This is a genomic window from Halomonas sp. CSM-2, from assembly GCF_002119345.1.
Lineage (GTDB): Bacteria > Pseudomonadota > Gammaproteobacteria > Pseudomonadales > Halomonadaceae > Vreelandella > Vreelandella janggokensis.
Genome location: NZ_NBYR01000002.1, coordinates 225,341 through 238,768, shown reverse-complemented (window position 1 = coordinate 238,768; position 13,428 = coordinate 225,341). Strand labels below are relative to the sequence as shown.

Below are 13,428 nucleotides of genomic sequence, written 5' to 3'. Positions count from 1 at the left end.
CCAAGGAAGGCATGTTACATGGGTAATACGGCGATGATGTGGGATTCCAACTGGTTTTCGGGAACATCATCTTGCGAAACCGCATAGCTTCTCACGCTCACCCCTTTGCGATGGACTCGCTCGGCATCGTTGCTGAGTAACGGATGCCAGCCAGCCAGCTTTCGCCCTTCGGCGACGCGCCGGTAGCCACAGGTTGACGGCAGCCAGGTGAATTCTTTCACCAGTTCGGGGGTTAGCTGAGTGCAGTCGGGGACGAAATCAAAACGATTTTCGTAATCGCTGCATTGGCAACTGTGGGTATCCAGCAGCCGACAGGCCACATTGAGCACGGCCAGCTCCTGGCTCTCCTCATCGTGCAGCTTCAACAGACAGCACTGCCCGCAGCCGTCACAGAGTGCCTCCCACTCGGGCGTGGTCAATTCTTCCAGCGTATAACGCTCCCAAAAGCGCTCACGTAACGCGCCTGTCATTGGATCACCTTCACTTGCTACTCGTATGCGTTGGGAAACGACGCTCGGTACCTAGCGCATCAAAAAGCGCGGGCCAGAGTTCATCAAAATCGCTCTTCAATCGAGCGTAATCCTCGTGCAGCCATGGGACAAGCTCCGCCAGCCGATTGGGTCCCGAAAGCCGCCTGCCAACGCCGGCAATGGCCTGGCAGGTAAAATCAAAATCGGCATAGCGGCGCAGCCAGTCGTGGGAGATCAAGGGCTCCACCATGGGGGCCAGACGGTCAGGCGCGGAACGCTCATTCAGCAGTCGATAGCACCGCTCGATCAATACCGGCTGCGAGTCGTCGGCATGGGACTCAAGGGAGAGAAAGTGGTCCCAGACAATATCCAATGCAATACCCATAAAGCGTCGCTGAGCGGGAGGCGACCGACGTAACGCCGCCTTGACGCATGGATGCCCATCCACCCAGGCATCCACACGGCGGTGGTGACGGATCCCCAGTGCCGTATCATCAGGCCAGGCGGCCAGATCGCGACCTTTTACGCCATCGGCAATCAGGTTGCCGTAGAGAAAGTCATCACTGCCGTCGCGGGCAAGCCAGGCGTGGGCCAGAAAATTCATTCGCCTGACGGGTTGCCGGAACGCTGCTGGGCCAAGTGCTCGGTCAACAAGTTCGTTTCATTGCCAGGCGGCATCTGCAGATAAAAACCTTGGGAATCAATCGCCTCGATGATGTCTGCAGCACTGGCACGCGCCAGCTTTTTATCAGCGGTCAAGATCATGGTGAGCAACGCCTGGGGTTTGCCAAACGACGTCAGTAGCGGTTCGGGGACATGCGTGAGTCCCTGACGCTTATCAACGTAAAGATACATCTCCTCTTTACGCGAGCTTTTGAAAATCTCACACAACAGTTTATCGCTCACTCAGCTTGCGCCTCCAACGCCTTCGTCAGATCATCATTCAGCCGCTCACCTCGCCAACCGGTGGGAAGGGTTAACGGTGTCCCCGCCAGCGATTGCATGACCAACGCCTCGAGATCACGGCGGCGCAGCAAAACCTCAGGCGCAAGTCCCAGTTCATCAGCGTGGCCTTTAACCACTTTCTTTAACGCCTTGAACCGATGCTTGAAAGCTGGCTGCATCGGATCCGGCCAGGGCGTGGGCAATACTTCGCTGGGCGTATGCTGGGCCTGCTTGACGAATCCCAGCAGAGCATCACCCTCCTTCTTGACCAGCGGTGGTGTCATACCTTCAACACGGGCCAGTTCATAGCGATTGGCGGGCATCGCCTCGGCGATGGCCATCAAGTGTTTATCGCTTATCAACCAGTTGCGCGGTATGTCGCGACGACGGGTCTCGCCTTCCCGCCAGGTGGTCATCAACTGATACGCTTTCAGCTGAGGGGCGGTAAGTCGCCATAGCTGGCGTTGCCGGGTGTACCACTGTGTGTCGTTGTCATCACTGCGGCCTGCCTGGTCGATCAGTTGGCGGCAGTCGCTCTCCAGCCAGGCAAACCGGTCAAGGTGCTCAAGCTGCTCACGCTGTTTTGCCCATACATCGAGCAGGTAAATAACGTCCAGAGCGGCATATTCACACTGCGCGGAGGACAATGGTCGTTCCAGCCAGTTGGAGCGGGTTTCTTCCTTGGGCAGGGTTCTACCCACCCAGGCCTCAACCAGCTTCTGGTATCCCATACTGGGATTTTCACCCAGAAACCCCTGTGCCACCTGGGTATCGATCAACGGGCTTGGCAAGACACCTGCCCAGATTTGAAACACTTCCAGGTCTTCACTGCAGGCATGCAGCAGCTTGATTGCTTGGTTCTGCAGCAATGCTCGAAAGGCATCGGTACAAGGCGTTGCCAGCGGATCGATCAGAAACGCATGCTCACACGCACTGAACTGGATTAGCGCCGGGATGGGAAAAAACGTTTTCTCGCGGAAAAACTCCGTATCCAACGCAATGACAGGGGCATCGGCCACCTGCTGGCAGGCGTCATCAAGGGCCTGCGGCGAGGCAATCCAGCTGATGTCAGCGGGTTGAAATGAGGACAAAAGTCTATTCCCTGTTCACACAACCGCCTGAGCGCTTGCTTAAGATAAGTTATTCACTACTGAACGGCTGACGGCCGTTGAACGCTCGGCTAAGCGTGCCGCCGTCTACGTACTCCAGCTCACCGCCCATGGGGACACCGTAGGCGAGCCGCGATAGCGTCACACCATGATTCGCCAGCAAGGCAGCAATGTAGTGTGCGGTGGCTTCGCCCTCCACCGTGGGGTTGGTGGCAAGCACCACTTCGCTGATTTGACCTTCCGCGACACGAGCTTCAAGCACATCCAGACCGATGGCATCAGGTCCAATACCATCCAGCGGCGACAGGTGGCCGTGAAGGACGAAATAGCGACCCTGAAAACCACCGGCTTCTTCAATCGCCAATTGATCGGCAGGTGATTCCACCACGCATAGCAGGTGATCATGACGTCGCGGGCTTTCACACAACGCGCAAATATCGGCTTCTGTCAGCGTTCGACAACGCCGACAGTAGCCAACTTCGTCAATCGCCTGCTGGATGGTGGACGCCAGTTTCTGGCCGCCGGGGCGGTCCCTTTCCAGCAGGTGCATGGCCATTCGCTGTGCTGTTTTGGGCCCCACGCCCGGCAAGACGCGAAAAGCCTCCATCAGTTGCTCGACTAGCGGAGAAAACCGCATCATTTAAAATGGCATTTTGAAGCCGGGGGGCAGGTCGAGCCCGGCAGTGGCTTCTTCCATTTTGGCTTTCGAACTGACCTCGACTTTGCGCACTGCATCGTTGACGGCAGCGGCCAGAAGATCTTCCAGCAGTTCTTTGTCTTCCTGCATGACGCTCTGGTCGATATCGACCGAAATCACGTCATGACGGCCATTCATGGTCACCTTGACCATGCCGGCCCCGGCTTCGCCCAATACTTCTGCCTCGGCCACTTCTTCCTGGGCACGCTGCATTTTTTCCTGCATCTCTTGGGCTTGTTTCATCAAGTTGCCCATGCCGCCTTTCATCATGGTAAGACTCTCCAATCATCAGTGGATCGCACAGCGTTAGCGCGACGCTTCAACAGGTTTGACACTGGTTTCGACAAGCTGTGCGCCGAAAGCCTGAATTAACTCTACTACATGGGGGTCGCGCTGCAATACATCAACCGCCTGAGCGTGACGCTCAGCCTGACAACGCACTTCGCGTTGCCGAGGGGTTTCCAGAGCCTCGGCAAGGGCTTCCACATGAAACACCACTCGGCGCTTTACTCCCAGCTCAGCCAGCGCCTTCTCGATGCGCGTCTGGTGAACCTCGGCTTGCATCGCCGACTGGCTAGGCGCTAACCGCAGCGTCAAGGTGTGCCCGTGGTCATTGACCAACTGACAATGGGCGGCCAGGTTACGGGTCAGACCACCCAGCCCAAGGGCATCGAACTGCTCAAGCCATTGCGCATGATCCCAGTACTCGCCCGTGGGCTTGGAAGCACTGGCTTGCGTAGACGGCTCTGGCTCTGGCTCTGGCTCTGGCTCTGGCTCTGGCTCTGGCTCTGGCTCTGGCTCTGGCTCTGGCTCTGGCTCTGGCTCTGGCTCTGGCTCTGGCTCTGGCTCTGAGGTCAGCGTTGGCTCATCTTGAGAGGCGTCAAGCGCCCAAGGGGGCGCTACTGACGCCTCTTCATCGTTGACCGACGCCGGAGCCGGAGGCGGCGAATCCTCTGGCTTTGCTTCTGACCGCTCCCCGGCAGGCGCCTCTTCAGGCGCTTCGGGCTGGACTGGCGCTTCAGGCTGAAGCGGCAGTTTGGTAGTCGGCGGTTTGGGCACCCCCTGTGGGCGGAATGCCAGCATTCTCAGCAGCGTCATTTCCAGCGCACTGCGCAAATCGGGGGCGTGTTGCATATCGCCACGCCCCTGAATACCGATTTGATAATACAGCTGAATATCCTCGGCGCTGAAACGCGATGCCAATTGCAGGATGACGTCCCGGTCGCCGTGGCTGTTATCCACCGCATCGGGCACCATCTGCGCCACGGCCAAGCGGTGCAACACGCCGGTAACATCATCCAGCACTGCGGCAAAATCAGGGCTTTGCTCAGCCAGCTGGCCGACTTCCGCCAGCAAGCGGGCGACGTCAACCTCTGCCAAGGCTTCTATCAGCGCAATCACATGGCGGTGGTCCAGGGTGCCCAGCATCGCCGCCACATCCGCGTGCCTGACGGCACCCTGACCAAAGGCAATCGCCTGATCAGTCAGACTCATGGCATCGCGCATGGAGCCATCAGCCGCTTTACCCAACAGCCAAAGCGCACTCTCGTCAAAGGCGACGCCTTCACTGTTCAGTATATGCGTCAGGTGCGTCACCACGCGTTCCGGCGGCATGTGCTTGAGCGTGAATTGCAGGCAGCGCGAGAGCACCGTCGCGGGAAGCTTTTGCGGATCGGTGGTCGCCAGCAGGAACTTGACGTGAGGGGGAGGCTCTTCAAGGGTTTTCAGCAGCGCGTTGAAACTGCTTGTCGAGAGCATATGCACCTCATCAATGAGGTACACCTTATAGCGCCCTTGGGTCGGGGCGTATTGAACGTTGTCGAGCAGTTCACGGGTGTCTTCGACCTTGGTGCGCGAGGCGGCATCCACCTCGATCAAGTCGACAAAACGCCCTTCATCGATGGCCTGGCAGCTATCGCACTGCCCACAGGGGGTTGAGGTAACCCCTTCATCGCCGCGACCATTGGCGGTGCAATTCAGGCATTTGGCCAGTATTCGTGCCAGCGTGGTCTTGCCCACGCCCCTCGTACCGGTAAAAAGGTACGCATGGTGCAGGCGGCCCTGGTCAAGGGCATTGACCAAGGCACGCTGCACATGGGCCTGGCCCACAAGCTCGTGAAAAGTACGCGGCCGCCATTTACGGGCCAGAACCTGATAGCTCATTGAGCATGACATCCTTGGGCGGTGTGGCTTCAGAGCCAAGATAAAACGTTATTCTAGCGACTGCGCCACGACCCGCCAACCGTCTACCCAACGGGCCAGGCAAACCCGTTAGGCACTGTCACCGCTTTCATTGGCAGCGGCGCGCTGCCCTGCTTCTTTAACCAGCGTTTCCAGCTCGCCGTTCTGATGCATCTCGATCACGATATCGCAGCCACCGACCAGCTCACCTTCAACCCACAGCTGCGGGAATGTCGGCCAGTTGGCAATTTTCGGCAGCTCGGCACGAATATCCGGGTTATCCAGCACGTTGACGAACGCAAAGCGCTCGCCACAGCTCATCAGTGCCTGCACGGTTTGGGCTGAGAAGCCACATTGCGGCAGCTGAGGCGTGCCTTTCATGTAAATCAGGATCGGGTTTTCACTGATTTGACGCTGAATATTGTCGGCTGTGGTGCTCATACAGTCTCCTATAGAGATGGGCCTCGATGGTCGATTCGACGGCGCACCGCCGGGTAGCCTCAAGGCGATTGATGGATAATGCAGCATGCTTGAGGCATGGCACTTTAATACCCGAGCATACTACTCAACCTTATGCGGTGCCTGCCATTCTACGCGTGCCAACCACGTTGCGCATCCCCCAGGGCATCGCTAGGATAGGGTTTTTGCGCGGAGACTACCTTCATGGCGACACGCCATTTTCTGACGTTACTGGACTTAACGCCCGACGAACTGAACTATTTGATTCAGCGTGCCATCACGATCAAGAGCAACCTGAAGGCGCAAGGGCCACGCTACACGCCGTTGCCTAACCGCACGCTGGCGATGATCTTCGAGAAATCATCGACTCGTACACGCGTTTCGTTCGAGACGGCCATGGCGCAATTCGGCGGCCACGCCCTGTTTCTCTCTCCCCGTGATACGCAGTTGGGTCGCGGCGAACCCATTGAGGACACCGCCCGCGTGCTTGCTGAAATGGTCGATGCCGTAATGATTCGCACCTTTTCTCACGCTGGCCTGGAAACCTACGCCAACGCCAGCAGCGTACCGGTCATCAACGCGCTGAGCGATGACTACCACCCCTGCCAGCTGCTCGCCGATGTCATGACCTGGACCGAGCTTCGCGGCAGTGTCAAGGGACGGACGGCGGTATGGGTTGGTGATGGTAATAACATGTGCCACTCCTGGATCAACGCCGCGCGCCAGTTCGACTTTCACCTGCGTATTTGCTGCCCCAAGGGGTACGAACCACGAGCCGACATCATGGCAGCTGCTGGCGATCAGGTGACGCTCCTGCACGACCCGCAAGCCGCCGCCGACGGCGCCGACCTGATCACCACGGATGTCTGGGCCTCCATGGGGCAAGAAGAAGAACAGGCCAAGCGCGAAGCGGATTTCGCAGGCTTCCAGGTCACCGAGGCGTTACTTGATAAAGCCAAGCCTGACGCACTGTTTTTGCACTGCCTGCCCGCTCATCGTGGCGAGGAAATCAGCCACACGCTACTTGATGACCCACGCGCCGTGGTTTGGCAGGAAGCGGGTAATCGTCTCCATGCTCAGAAGGCGCTGATCGAGTTCTTGCTACTTGGCAAGGTGAGTTCTTAGCGGCTCGGTTATTGTCATCCTGCGACAGGCCCAAAAAAAACGCCCCATCGGTGAGCCGATAGGGCGTTTTTAGGATATTCATGGTGGAGCCTAGCGGGATCGAACCGCTGACCTCAACACTGCCAGTGTTGCGCTCTCCCAGCTGAGCTAAGGCCCCACAAGCTGTCATTGCAGCAGCGAGGCGCATACTACGATGCCAATTGCCGTTGGTCAAGGTTTTACGCATTTCACCGCTTACTAATTCTCCTTTACTAACAGCTGTGGCACTCTATAGGACATAACAGGGTCACATCGTATAGTTAGCCTGCTTTTTAACGACTAATGGGCGCAAGCGACAACGACCCAGCTTCTGGAATCCACCGCATGCAAAATGTGACCCTTCAATGCAGGAGCTTGTCCTTTGATCAACGTTTTAATTGCCGATGATCACCATCTGGTGAGAACAAGTATCGCCCACCTACTGAACGACGAAACCGATATTCGTATCGTCGGTGAGGCCGATGACGGTGAAAGCGCCGTTTCCAAATGCCGTCAGTTGAGACCCGACATTGTACTGATGGACATCCGCATGCCGGGCATAGGTGGGCTGGAAGCCACTCGCCGCATCCATCGTGGCATGGCAGACATCAAGGTATTGATTCTTACCGGCTACTTAGAGGATAACGTCGCCCGACGCATGCTCGAAGCAGGGGCCGCCGGGTTCTTGAGCAAGGGCACCAACGCCACTGAAATGGTGAACGCCATTCGTGACGTTTTTCATGGGCGACGTTATATCAGCCAAGAGATTGCCCAGCGCCTGGCCATGTTACACTTCCATACTGAAGACAGCCCATTCGCCCACCTGTCGCACCGCGAACTGCAAATAGCGCTGATGATTGTTAACTGCCAGCGGGTTCAGGATATTTCTGACCGCCTGCACCTGAGCCCCAAGACAGTCAACACCTACCGCTATCGACTGTTTGAAAAGCTTCAGGTGGCCACCGACGTGGAACTGACCCACCTTGCGCTACGCCACAATTTGGTCGAGGGGTTTGATCAGGCAGAAAGTTGATCTCCTCGTTGACCAGCGGGCGGCGATAAAGACAGCAACGCTTGACTATGACCTTTGATGCAAAACAGTTTTTAAGCACGGTAAGCACGTCTCCCGGCGTTTACCGCATGCTCGATACAGAGGGCAACACCCTTTATGTCGGCAAGGCGAAGCGACTGAAAGCTCGCTTGGCAAGCTACTTCCGTGGCCAACTCAACGCTAAAACCCAAGCCATGGTGGGGCGCATTGCGGATGTCCAGGTCACCGTCACACGTAGCGAAACAGAAGCCCTGCTGCTCGAACAGACGCTGATCAAGGAACTGCGGCCTCCCTACAACATCCTGCTGCGCGATGATAAGTCATATCCTTTCGTGTTCGTCAGTGACCGCCATCCCTACCCTGCGCTTGAATACAAGCGGGCGCGCCAACGGCGTGGTGATGGACGCTATCTCGGGCCTTACCCCAGCAGCGGCGCCGTCCGGGAAAGCCTTGCCCTGATGCAAAAGATCTTCCGCATTCGTAACTGCGAAGACAGTGTCTTCGCACACCGGTCACGTCCATGCCTGCAGTATCAGATCCAGCGCTGCAGCGCCCCCTGCGTGGACTACATTTCGGCCGAAGATTACCAGCGCGACGTTGAACACGCGGTGATGTGCCTGGAAGGCAAAAGCGAACATGTCACCCAGGAGTTGACCGCCTCAATGGAGGCGGCAAGCCAGGCACTGGATTTTGAAGAAGCCGCACGCTTTCGTGACCAGATACAGCAATTGCGTCAGCTCCAGCAGCGCCAGTTTGTCGATACCGAAAGCGGCAATGCCGATATTTTCGCCCTGGCCCAGCGCCCGGGGGCACTGGGTATCTCGGTGCTGAGCGTGCGCGATGGCCGTTTGCTTGGCGCCCGCCATCACATGCCCAAAAACGATCTCGACCTGTCACCGGAGCTGCTGTTGACCGAGGTGGTCAGCCAGTACTACCTGGGACAGCCGCATAATATTCCCAGCGAGGTGATCACCAGCCATCCGCTTGAAGATGCCCAGTTATTGTCTGATGCACTCTCCCAGCACGCCGGAAAGCGCATCCGGGTTACCAGTCAGGTACGCGGCCACCGTGCCCAATGGCAGCACCTGGCCATGACCAACGCCGAGCAGCAACTGGCCTCCCAGCTCGCTAACCAGAGCCAACTGAGCGAGCGTTTCAGCGCCCTGCAACAAGCACTTGGGCTTGAGGAAACTCCCCAGCGATTGGAATGCTTCGATATCAGCCACAGTCATGGTGAAGCCACCGTGGCTTCGTGCGTGGTGTTTGATCAGCAAGGGCCTCGCAAGGGCGATTATCGCCATTTCCGCATTGAGGGCGTGGCGGCGGGTGATGACTATGCGGCCATGCAGCAGGCGCTAACACGGCGGCTCAAACGGATTAAAAACGGCGAAGCCATAGCGCCGGATATTTTAATTGTCGACGGTGGCAAGGGACAGTTGAACATGGCCCGCGAGGTGTTGAGCACGCTGGACATCAGCTCGATCACCTTGCTGGGCGTAGCGAAAGGCACCACGCGAAAAGCCGGCCTTGAAAGCGTGTTTCTCGACACGCCAGACCATCCATTACCCCTCGACCCCGCTTCTCCAGCGCTGCACCTTATCCAACATATTCGCGACGAATCACACCGCTTTGCCATTGCAGGCCACCGTGCCCAACGCGACAAGGCAAGACGCACGTCGACACTTCAGGACATCCCCAAGGTCGGCCCCAAACGGCGACGAGAACTGCTGCGTTTTTTTGGTGGTTTGCAAGGTGTGCAAAAAGCCAGTCGCGCCGAACTCGCCCGCGTTCCAGGTATCAGCGAAGCCCTGGCCGAGAGCATTTATCTCGCACTCCACGGATAAAACCCATCGTGGACATGGATGCCATAGGCCAAGGCAGATAGAATAGCGCCATACACCTTTGTTTCCATGACTCCACGGCAAGGATCGCACTCCGCGATGAATATACCCAACATACTCACGCTCGCAAGAATCGCGTTTATTCCCCTGCTGGTGGTGCTGTTTTACCTGCCTTTCAGTTGGAGCATGCCCATCGCCGCCGGGATGTTCGCCCTGGCGTCCGTCACCGACTGGCTTGACGGCTACCTGGCGCGTCGCTGGGATCAGTCCACGCCTTTCGGGGCATTTCTTGACCCTGTCGCCGATAAGCTGATGGTCGCCGTCGCCCTGGCACTGCTGATCGAGCGCTTTGATACGGCGCTACTTACGCTCCCTGCCCTGGTGATCATCGGGCGCGAAATTGTCATTTCAGCACTACGCGAATGGATGGCGGAAATGGGCAAGCGTGGCATGGTCGCCGTATCCTGGGTCGGCAAGCTTAAAACCACACTGCAGATGGTCGCCATACTGGTGCTGCTTGCCTTCCCTCCTGCGCATCCGCTGGCGCAAATCGGCGTGGTCATTCTTTACGCCGCGGCCATGTTAACGCTGTGGTCGATGATCCAGTACTTAAAATCCGCCTGGCCTCATCTCAGTCGCTCAATGTAGATATTCGCGCAACCTGATAGCGGAAATGTTTGATTGACAACCTAAACGCGTTGCGTATAATTCGCCCTCGAGTCGAGCGGGAATAGCTCAGCGGTAGAGCATCGCCTTGCCAAGGCGAGGGTCGGGAGTTCGAATCTCCTTTCCCGCTCCAACGACTCACCGAGGCTGGATGGCAGAGTGGTTATGCAGCGGACTGCAACTCCGTGTACGCCGGTTCGATTCCGACTCCAGCCTCCATCTTTCCGGTGCACCGATTCCCATCGCTGCGCTGCCCGGATGGCGAAATTGGTAGACGCAAGAGACTTAAAATCTCTCGGGGGCAACCCCGTGCCGGTTCAAGTCCGGCTCCGGGCACCATTCCTGAAATCCCCCCGATGTTATCGCCTAATCTGGCTTTTTTGATTTAGCTGCTGTTAACCGCGCCGAATAATCCAGTGCCTGCGTTATCGCCATCTGCCTGACACCGCGCTATGATGCCTGCCGTTACCCCAAACGCTATCAGCCGTCGCTGATCCGCTGACTCAAAGCCCAGGACAAGCCCGCTAAGGAGCCCCCATGACGACGCCCACCTCAGAGATATTGATCATCGGTGGCGGCGTTGCCGGCTTAACCCTTGCCTTGACCGCTGCTGAAACGCACCGGGTGGCGCTGATACGACCGGCTCAGGACGACAAGGGGGCCAGCCGCTGGGCACAGGGCGGCATTGCCGCTGTGCTTTCGCCCGACGATCATGTCGATGCCCACGTCAACGACACACTGATTGCCGGTGACGGCCTGTGCGATGAGCAAGCGGTGCGCTTCACGGTCGAGCACGGTCCGAAAGCCATTGCGTGGCTGATTGATAGCGGTGTGCCCTTTACACCCGACCACTCTGCCGAGGCACGTTATCCCTTTCACTTGACGCGTGAAGGCGGGCATAACGCACGGCGTATCATTCACGCTGACGATGCTACCGGGCGCGCCGTGGTCGACACCCTGTTACAGCGCGTCACGGCACATCCCAATATCCAGCAGTACCACCACCTTAGCGTGGTGGGGTTGATACAAGATGATCAAGGGATATGTCTAGGCGCTTACGCACTCGACGAGCAACACCAGTGGCATACGCTGACAGCACAACACACGGTACTCGCCACCGGGGGGGCCAGCGGCCTCTACCAGCACACCACGACCCCCGCCCCCAGCAGCGGCGAAGGCATGATCATGGCGGCAGAACTCGGTGCCACCCTGATGAACCTGGAGTTTCAACAGTTTCATCCCACTTGCCTGTACGACCCGGACGGCCCGGCCTTTCTGATTAGCGAAGCCGTACGTGGCGAGGGCGGTCACCTGCTCAATGCAGCAGGTAAGCGCTTTATGCCCGCACTGGACGCCAGAGCCGAGCTTGCCCCCCGTGATGTTGTCGCGCGCGCCATCGACGCCGAGATACAGACTCAGGCGCTACCCCATGTATGGCTGGACATACGCCACTTAGGTGTAGAGGCTATACAGCATCACTTCCCGACGATTCAAGCGCACTGCGCATCGCGCGGTATCGACATCACCCAACAGCCTATTCCCGTGGTTCCCGCGGCGCACTACAGCTGCGGAGGTGTCGCCACTGACCTTACCGGCGCCACTGGCGTGCCGGGACTATTCGCCATCGGCGAAACAGCCTGCACGGGGCTGCACGGGGCCAACCGCATGGCCAGCAACTCACTGCTGGAGTGCCTGGTGTTTGCCCGGAGTTGCGCCCATGCCATTCAAGCGACCGCCTCCGTCACAAGGCAATACGACGTCAACTTGCCGTCGCTCCCCGGCGCCGATGCGTTTATCGATACCCAGATCGCAGCGTTGCGCAAACAGCTACGTGCCACCATGAGCCAGCATGTCGCCATTGTGAGAAGCACTGCTGGCCTCGCTTCTGCCAGCAAGGCCCTCACTGAGATAGCCGCCGCACTTGGCGAGCTGAGTAATGGCCAGATGACGGTGGAGGCACAGCGTTTGCGGCAGTTGATCAACCTTGCACGATTAACGGTCACCGCGGCGCAGCAGCGGCATGAATCAAGAGGCTTGCACTACACCATGGATTGGCCTGGGCACGCTGAACACAGCCAGCCGTCCCGGCTCACGCTCAAGGATCTACCCAAGGGCCAGACACCTGTCGGACGGAACGTTTAGCGACCGGGAGAGTGAAACAAACGGCGCACCGCCCGGTGCGCTTCCCGGGGAACGCTATCAGGCCACAGCCAGACGCGCTGCTGGCCCACTTTCAGGCCTACCAGCCATGGCGTCAGGTAGTCACAGCTGACGACCAATGACGCATCAAGCTCGCCTTGCGGCAGCAACCAACGGCCAAGAGGGCCTTCCGCCCGAGGCAGAAGATAAAGGGTACCGCGAGGCAGGCAGCGAACGCTGCGCCACAAGCAACCCCCGCCCACCCCTATCACCATAGCGGCCGTTAGCCACCCCATAGTGGCCAGGCACATCAAAGCAAGCCCCAGCAGCAGGCCGCTGTGTAGCCCACCCCATAGCCTAGAGCGTGCGATAGGCAGAATTATCGGTGCTTTCGGCATGCTCGACGATCATCTTCACAACACGGCGCAGGACGGGGTCGCCCGGCCATTCCCGGCGCATCAGCCAGACAAACAAATCTTGATCTTCTTCCTCAATCAGTTGTTGAAAAGCAAGCTGGTCACCCTCCTCCAACTGGTCGTAACGCTGTTCCAAAAAGGGAATTAACAGTAAATCCAGCTCCCACATACCTCGACGTGAGTGCCAATAAAGCCGCTTGCGGGCGATAGCGGCTGGGGATGTGTCGTCGCTCAACGTTGGCCTCTCTTGGGAAAAAATGGAATGAGGGATCAGTATACCTAAGCCACAGGGTCGCGCCAGGGCCTCGCTT

15 protein-coding genes and 4 tRNA genes are annotated in these 13,428 nt (G+C 58.1%); 8 read left to right on the top strand and 11 right to left on the bottom strand.

Features of this window, described 5'->3' with window-relative positions:
* Positions 1-14: 14 nt before the first annotated feature.
* The 8 genes from B7L15_RS02635 to grxD form a co-directional block, all read right to left on the bottom strand.
* Positions 15-470: a YcgN family cysteine cluster protein gene (locus B7L15_RS02635; RefSeq protein ID WP_085917489.1), complete on the bottom strand. Its 456-nt coding sequence runs from the start codon at positions 468-470 to the stop codon at positions 15-17.
* Between the two features lie 10 nt (positions 471-480).
* Complete coding sequence (locus B7L15_RS02630) at positions 481-1,074, bottom strand: acyl carrier protein phosphodiesterase (protein WP_085917488.1); 594 nt, start codon at positions 1,072-1,074, stop codon at positions 481-483.
* Positions 1,071-1,376: a YcgL domain-containing protein gene (locus tag B7L15_RS02625; RefSeq protein ID WP_085917487.1), complete on the bottom strand. Its 306-nt coding sequence runs from the start codon at positions 1,374-1,376 to the stop codon at positions 1,071-1,073. The genes B7L15_RS02630 and B7L15_RS02625 overlap by 4 nt, the downstream gene beginning before the upstream one ends.
* Positions 1,373-2,506 carry a ribonuclease D gene (gene rnd / locus B7L15_RS02620; protein ID WP_085917486.1) on the bottom strand — a complete coding sequence of 378 codons (1,134 nt, stop codon included), beginning with the start codon at positions 2,504-2,506 and terminating at the stop codon, positions 1,373-1,375. Before rnd ends, B7L15_RS02625 begins: the two co-directional genes overlap by 4 nt.
* Positions 2,507-2,555: 49 nt before the next feature.
* A complete protein-coding gene (gene recR / locus B7L15_RS02615; protein ID WP_085917527.1) occupies positions 2,556-3,161 on the bottom strand; it encodes a recombination mediator RecR in 606 nt (201 codons plus the stop codon).
* A 3-nt stretch (positions 3,162-3,164) separates the two neighbouring features.
* Positions 3,165-3,491, bottom strand: a complete 327-nt coding sequence (locus B7L15_RS02610) for a YbaB/EbfC family nucleoid-associated protein (RefSeq protein WP_085917485.1) — start codon at positions 3,489-3,491, stop codon at positions 3,165-3,167.
* Positions 3,492-3,527: 36 nt separating this feature from the next.
* Positions 3,528-5,384 carry a DNA polymerase III subunit gamma/tau gene (gene dnaX / locus B7L15_RS02605; RefSeq protein ID WP_085917484.1) on the bottom strand — a complete coding sequence of 619 codons (1,857 nt, stop codon included), beginning with the start codon at positions 5,382-5,384 and terminating at the stop codon, positions 3,528-3,530.
* Between the two features lie 108 nt (positions 5,385-5,492).
* Positions 5,493-5,843, bottom strand: a complete 351-nt coding sequence (gene grxD / locus B7L15_RS02600) for a Grx4 family monothiol glutaredoxin (protein WP_085917483.1) — start codon at positions 5,841-5,843, stop codon at positions 5,493-5,495.
* Between the two features lie 222 nt (positions 5,844-6,065).
* Here grxD and argF point away from each other — a divergent pair, with 222 nt between their 5' ends.
* On the top strand, positions 6,066-6,986 hold the full coding sequence (argF, locus tag B7L15_RS02595) for an ornithine carbamoyltransferase (RefSeq protein ID WP_085917482.1): 921 nt from the start codon (positions 6,066-6,068) through the stop codon (positions 6,984-6,986).
* A gap of 81 nt (positions 6,987-7,067) precedes the next feature.
* On the opposite strand, the gene B7L15_RS02590 is transcribed toward argF, so the two are convergent.
* Positions 7,068-7,143: transfer RNA gene (locus B7L15_RS02590), tRNA-Ala, on the bottom strand.
* A gap of 243 nt (positions 7,144-7,386) precedes the next feature.
* Here B7L15_RS02590 and uvrY point away from each other — a divergent pair.
* The 7 genes from uvrY (at position 7,387) to nadB (ending at position 12,704) form a co-directional block, all read left to right on the top strand.
* Positions 7,387-8,037 (top strand): UvrY/SirA/GacA family response regulator transcription factor, encoded by a 651-nt coding sequence (gene uvrY, locus B7L15_RS02585; RefSeq protein WP_085917481.1) that lies wholly within the window; start codon positions 7,387-7,389, stop codon positions 8,035-8,037.
* Between the two features lie 47 nt (positions 8,038-8,084).
* Positions 8,085-9,899: an excinuclease ABC subunit UvrC gene (gene uvrC / locus B7L15_RS02580; protein ID WP_085917480.1), complete on the top strand. Its 1,815-nt coding sequence runs from the start codon at positions 8,085-8,087 to the stop codon at positions 9,897-9,899.
* A gap of 96 nt (positions 9,900-9,995) precedes the next feature.
* On the top strand, positions 9,996-10,544 hold the full coding sequence (gene pgsA / locus B7L15_RS02575) for a CDP-diacylglycerol--glycerol-3-phosphate 3-phosphatidyltransferase (RefSeq protein ID WP_085917479.1): 549 nt from the start codon (positions 9,996-9,998) through the stop codon (positions 10,542-10,544).
* Positions 10,545-10,620: 76 nt separating this feature from the next.
* Positions 10,621-10,695, top strand: a tRNA-Gly gene (locus tag B7L15_RS02570).
* A 12-nt stretch (positions 10,696-10,707) separates the two neighbouring features.
* A tRNA-Cys gene (locus tag B7L15_RS02565) sits at positions 10,708-10,781 on the top strand.
* 33 nt (positions 10,782-10,814) lie between these two features.
* Positions 10,815-10,901: transfer RNA gene (locus tag B7L15_RS02560), tRNA-Leu, on the top strand.
* 198 nt (positions 10,902-11,099) lie between these two features.
* Complete coding sequence (nadB, locus tag B7L15_RS02555; protein ID WP_085917478.1) at positions 11,100-12,704, top strand: L-aspartate oxidase; 1,605 nt, start codon at positions 11,100-11,102, stop codon at positions 12,702-12,704.
* Here the strand turns inward: nadB and B7L15_RS02550 are convergent.
* Positions 12,701-13,099, bottom strand: coding sequence for a hypothetical protein (locus B7L15_RS02550; RefSeq protein WP_139839339.1), 399 nt, complete (start codon positions 13,097-13,099; stop codon positions 12,701-12,703). The genes nadB and B7L15_RS02550 overlap by 4 nt on opposite strands.
* Entirely contained in the window at positions 13,059-13,352 is a 294-nt protein-coding gene (locus tag B7L15_RS02545; protein WP_085917476.1) for an FAD assembly factor SdhE, read from the bottom strand. Before B7L15_RS02545 ends, B7L15_RS02550 begins: the two co-directional genes overlap by 41 nt.
* Between the last annotated feature and the right edge of the window lie 76 nt (positions 13,353-13,428).

Bases quoted from the DNA above. Each gene is read 5' to 3' on its own strand.
- B7L15_RS02635 (WP_085917489.1), bottom strand. From the start codon at position 470: ATGACAGGCGCGTTACGTGAGCGCTTTTGGGAGCGTTATACGCTGGAA.
- B7L15_RS02630 (WP_085917488.1), bottom strand. From the start codon at position 1,074: ATGAATTTTCTGGCCCACGCCTGGCTTGCCCGCGACGGCAGTGATGAC.
- recR (WP_085917527.1), bottom strand. From the start codon at position 3,161: ATGCGGTTTTCTCCGCTAGTCGAGCAACTGATGGAGGCTTTTCGCGTC.
- B7L15_RS02610 (WP_085917485.1), bottom strand. From the start codon at position 3,491: ATGATGAAAGGCGGCATGGGCAACTTGATGAAACAAGCCCAAGAGATG.
- dnaX (WP_085917484.1), bottom strand. From the start codon at position 5,384: ATGAGCTATCAGGTTCTGGCCCGTAAATGGCGGCCGCGTACTTTTCAC.
- grxD (WP_085917483.1), bottom strand. From the start codon at position 5,843: ATGAGCACCACAGCCGACAATATTCAGCGTCAAATCAGTGAAAACCCG.
- argF (WP_085917482.1), top strand. From the start codon at position 6,066: ATGGCGACACGCCATTTTCTGACGTTACTGGACTTAACGCCCGACGAA.
- uvrC (WP_085917480.1), top strand. From the start codon at position 8,085: ATGACCTTTGATGCAAAACAGTTTTTAAGCACGGTAAGCACGTCTCCC.
- pgsA (WP_085917479.1), top strand. From the start codon at position 9,996: ATGAATATACCCAACATACTCACGCTCGCAAGAATCGCGTTTATTCCC.
- nadB (WP_085917478.1), top strand. From the start codon at position 11,100: ATGACGACGCCCACCTCAGAGATATTGATCATCGGTGGCGGCGTTGCC.
- B7L15_RS02550 (WP_139839339.1), bottom strand. From the start codon at position 13,099: ATGCCGAAAGCACCGATAATTCTGCCTATCGCACGCTCTAGGCTATGG.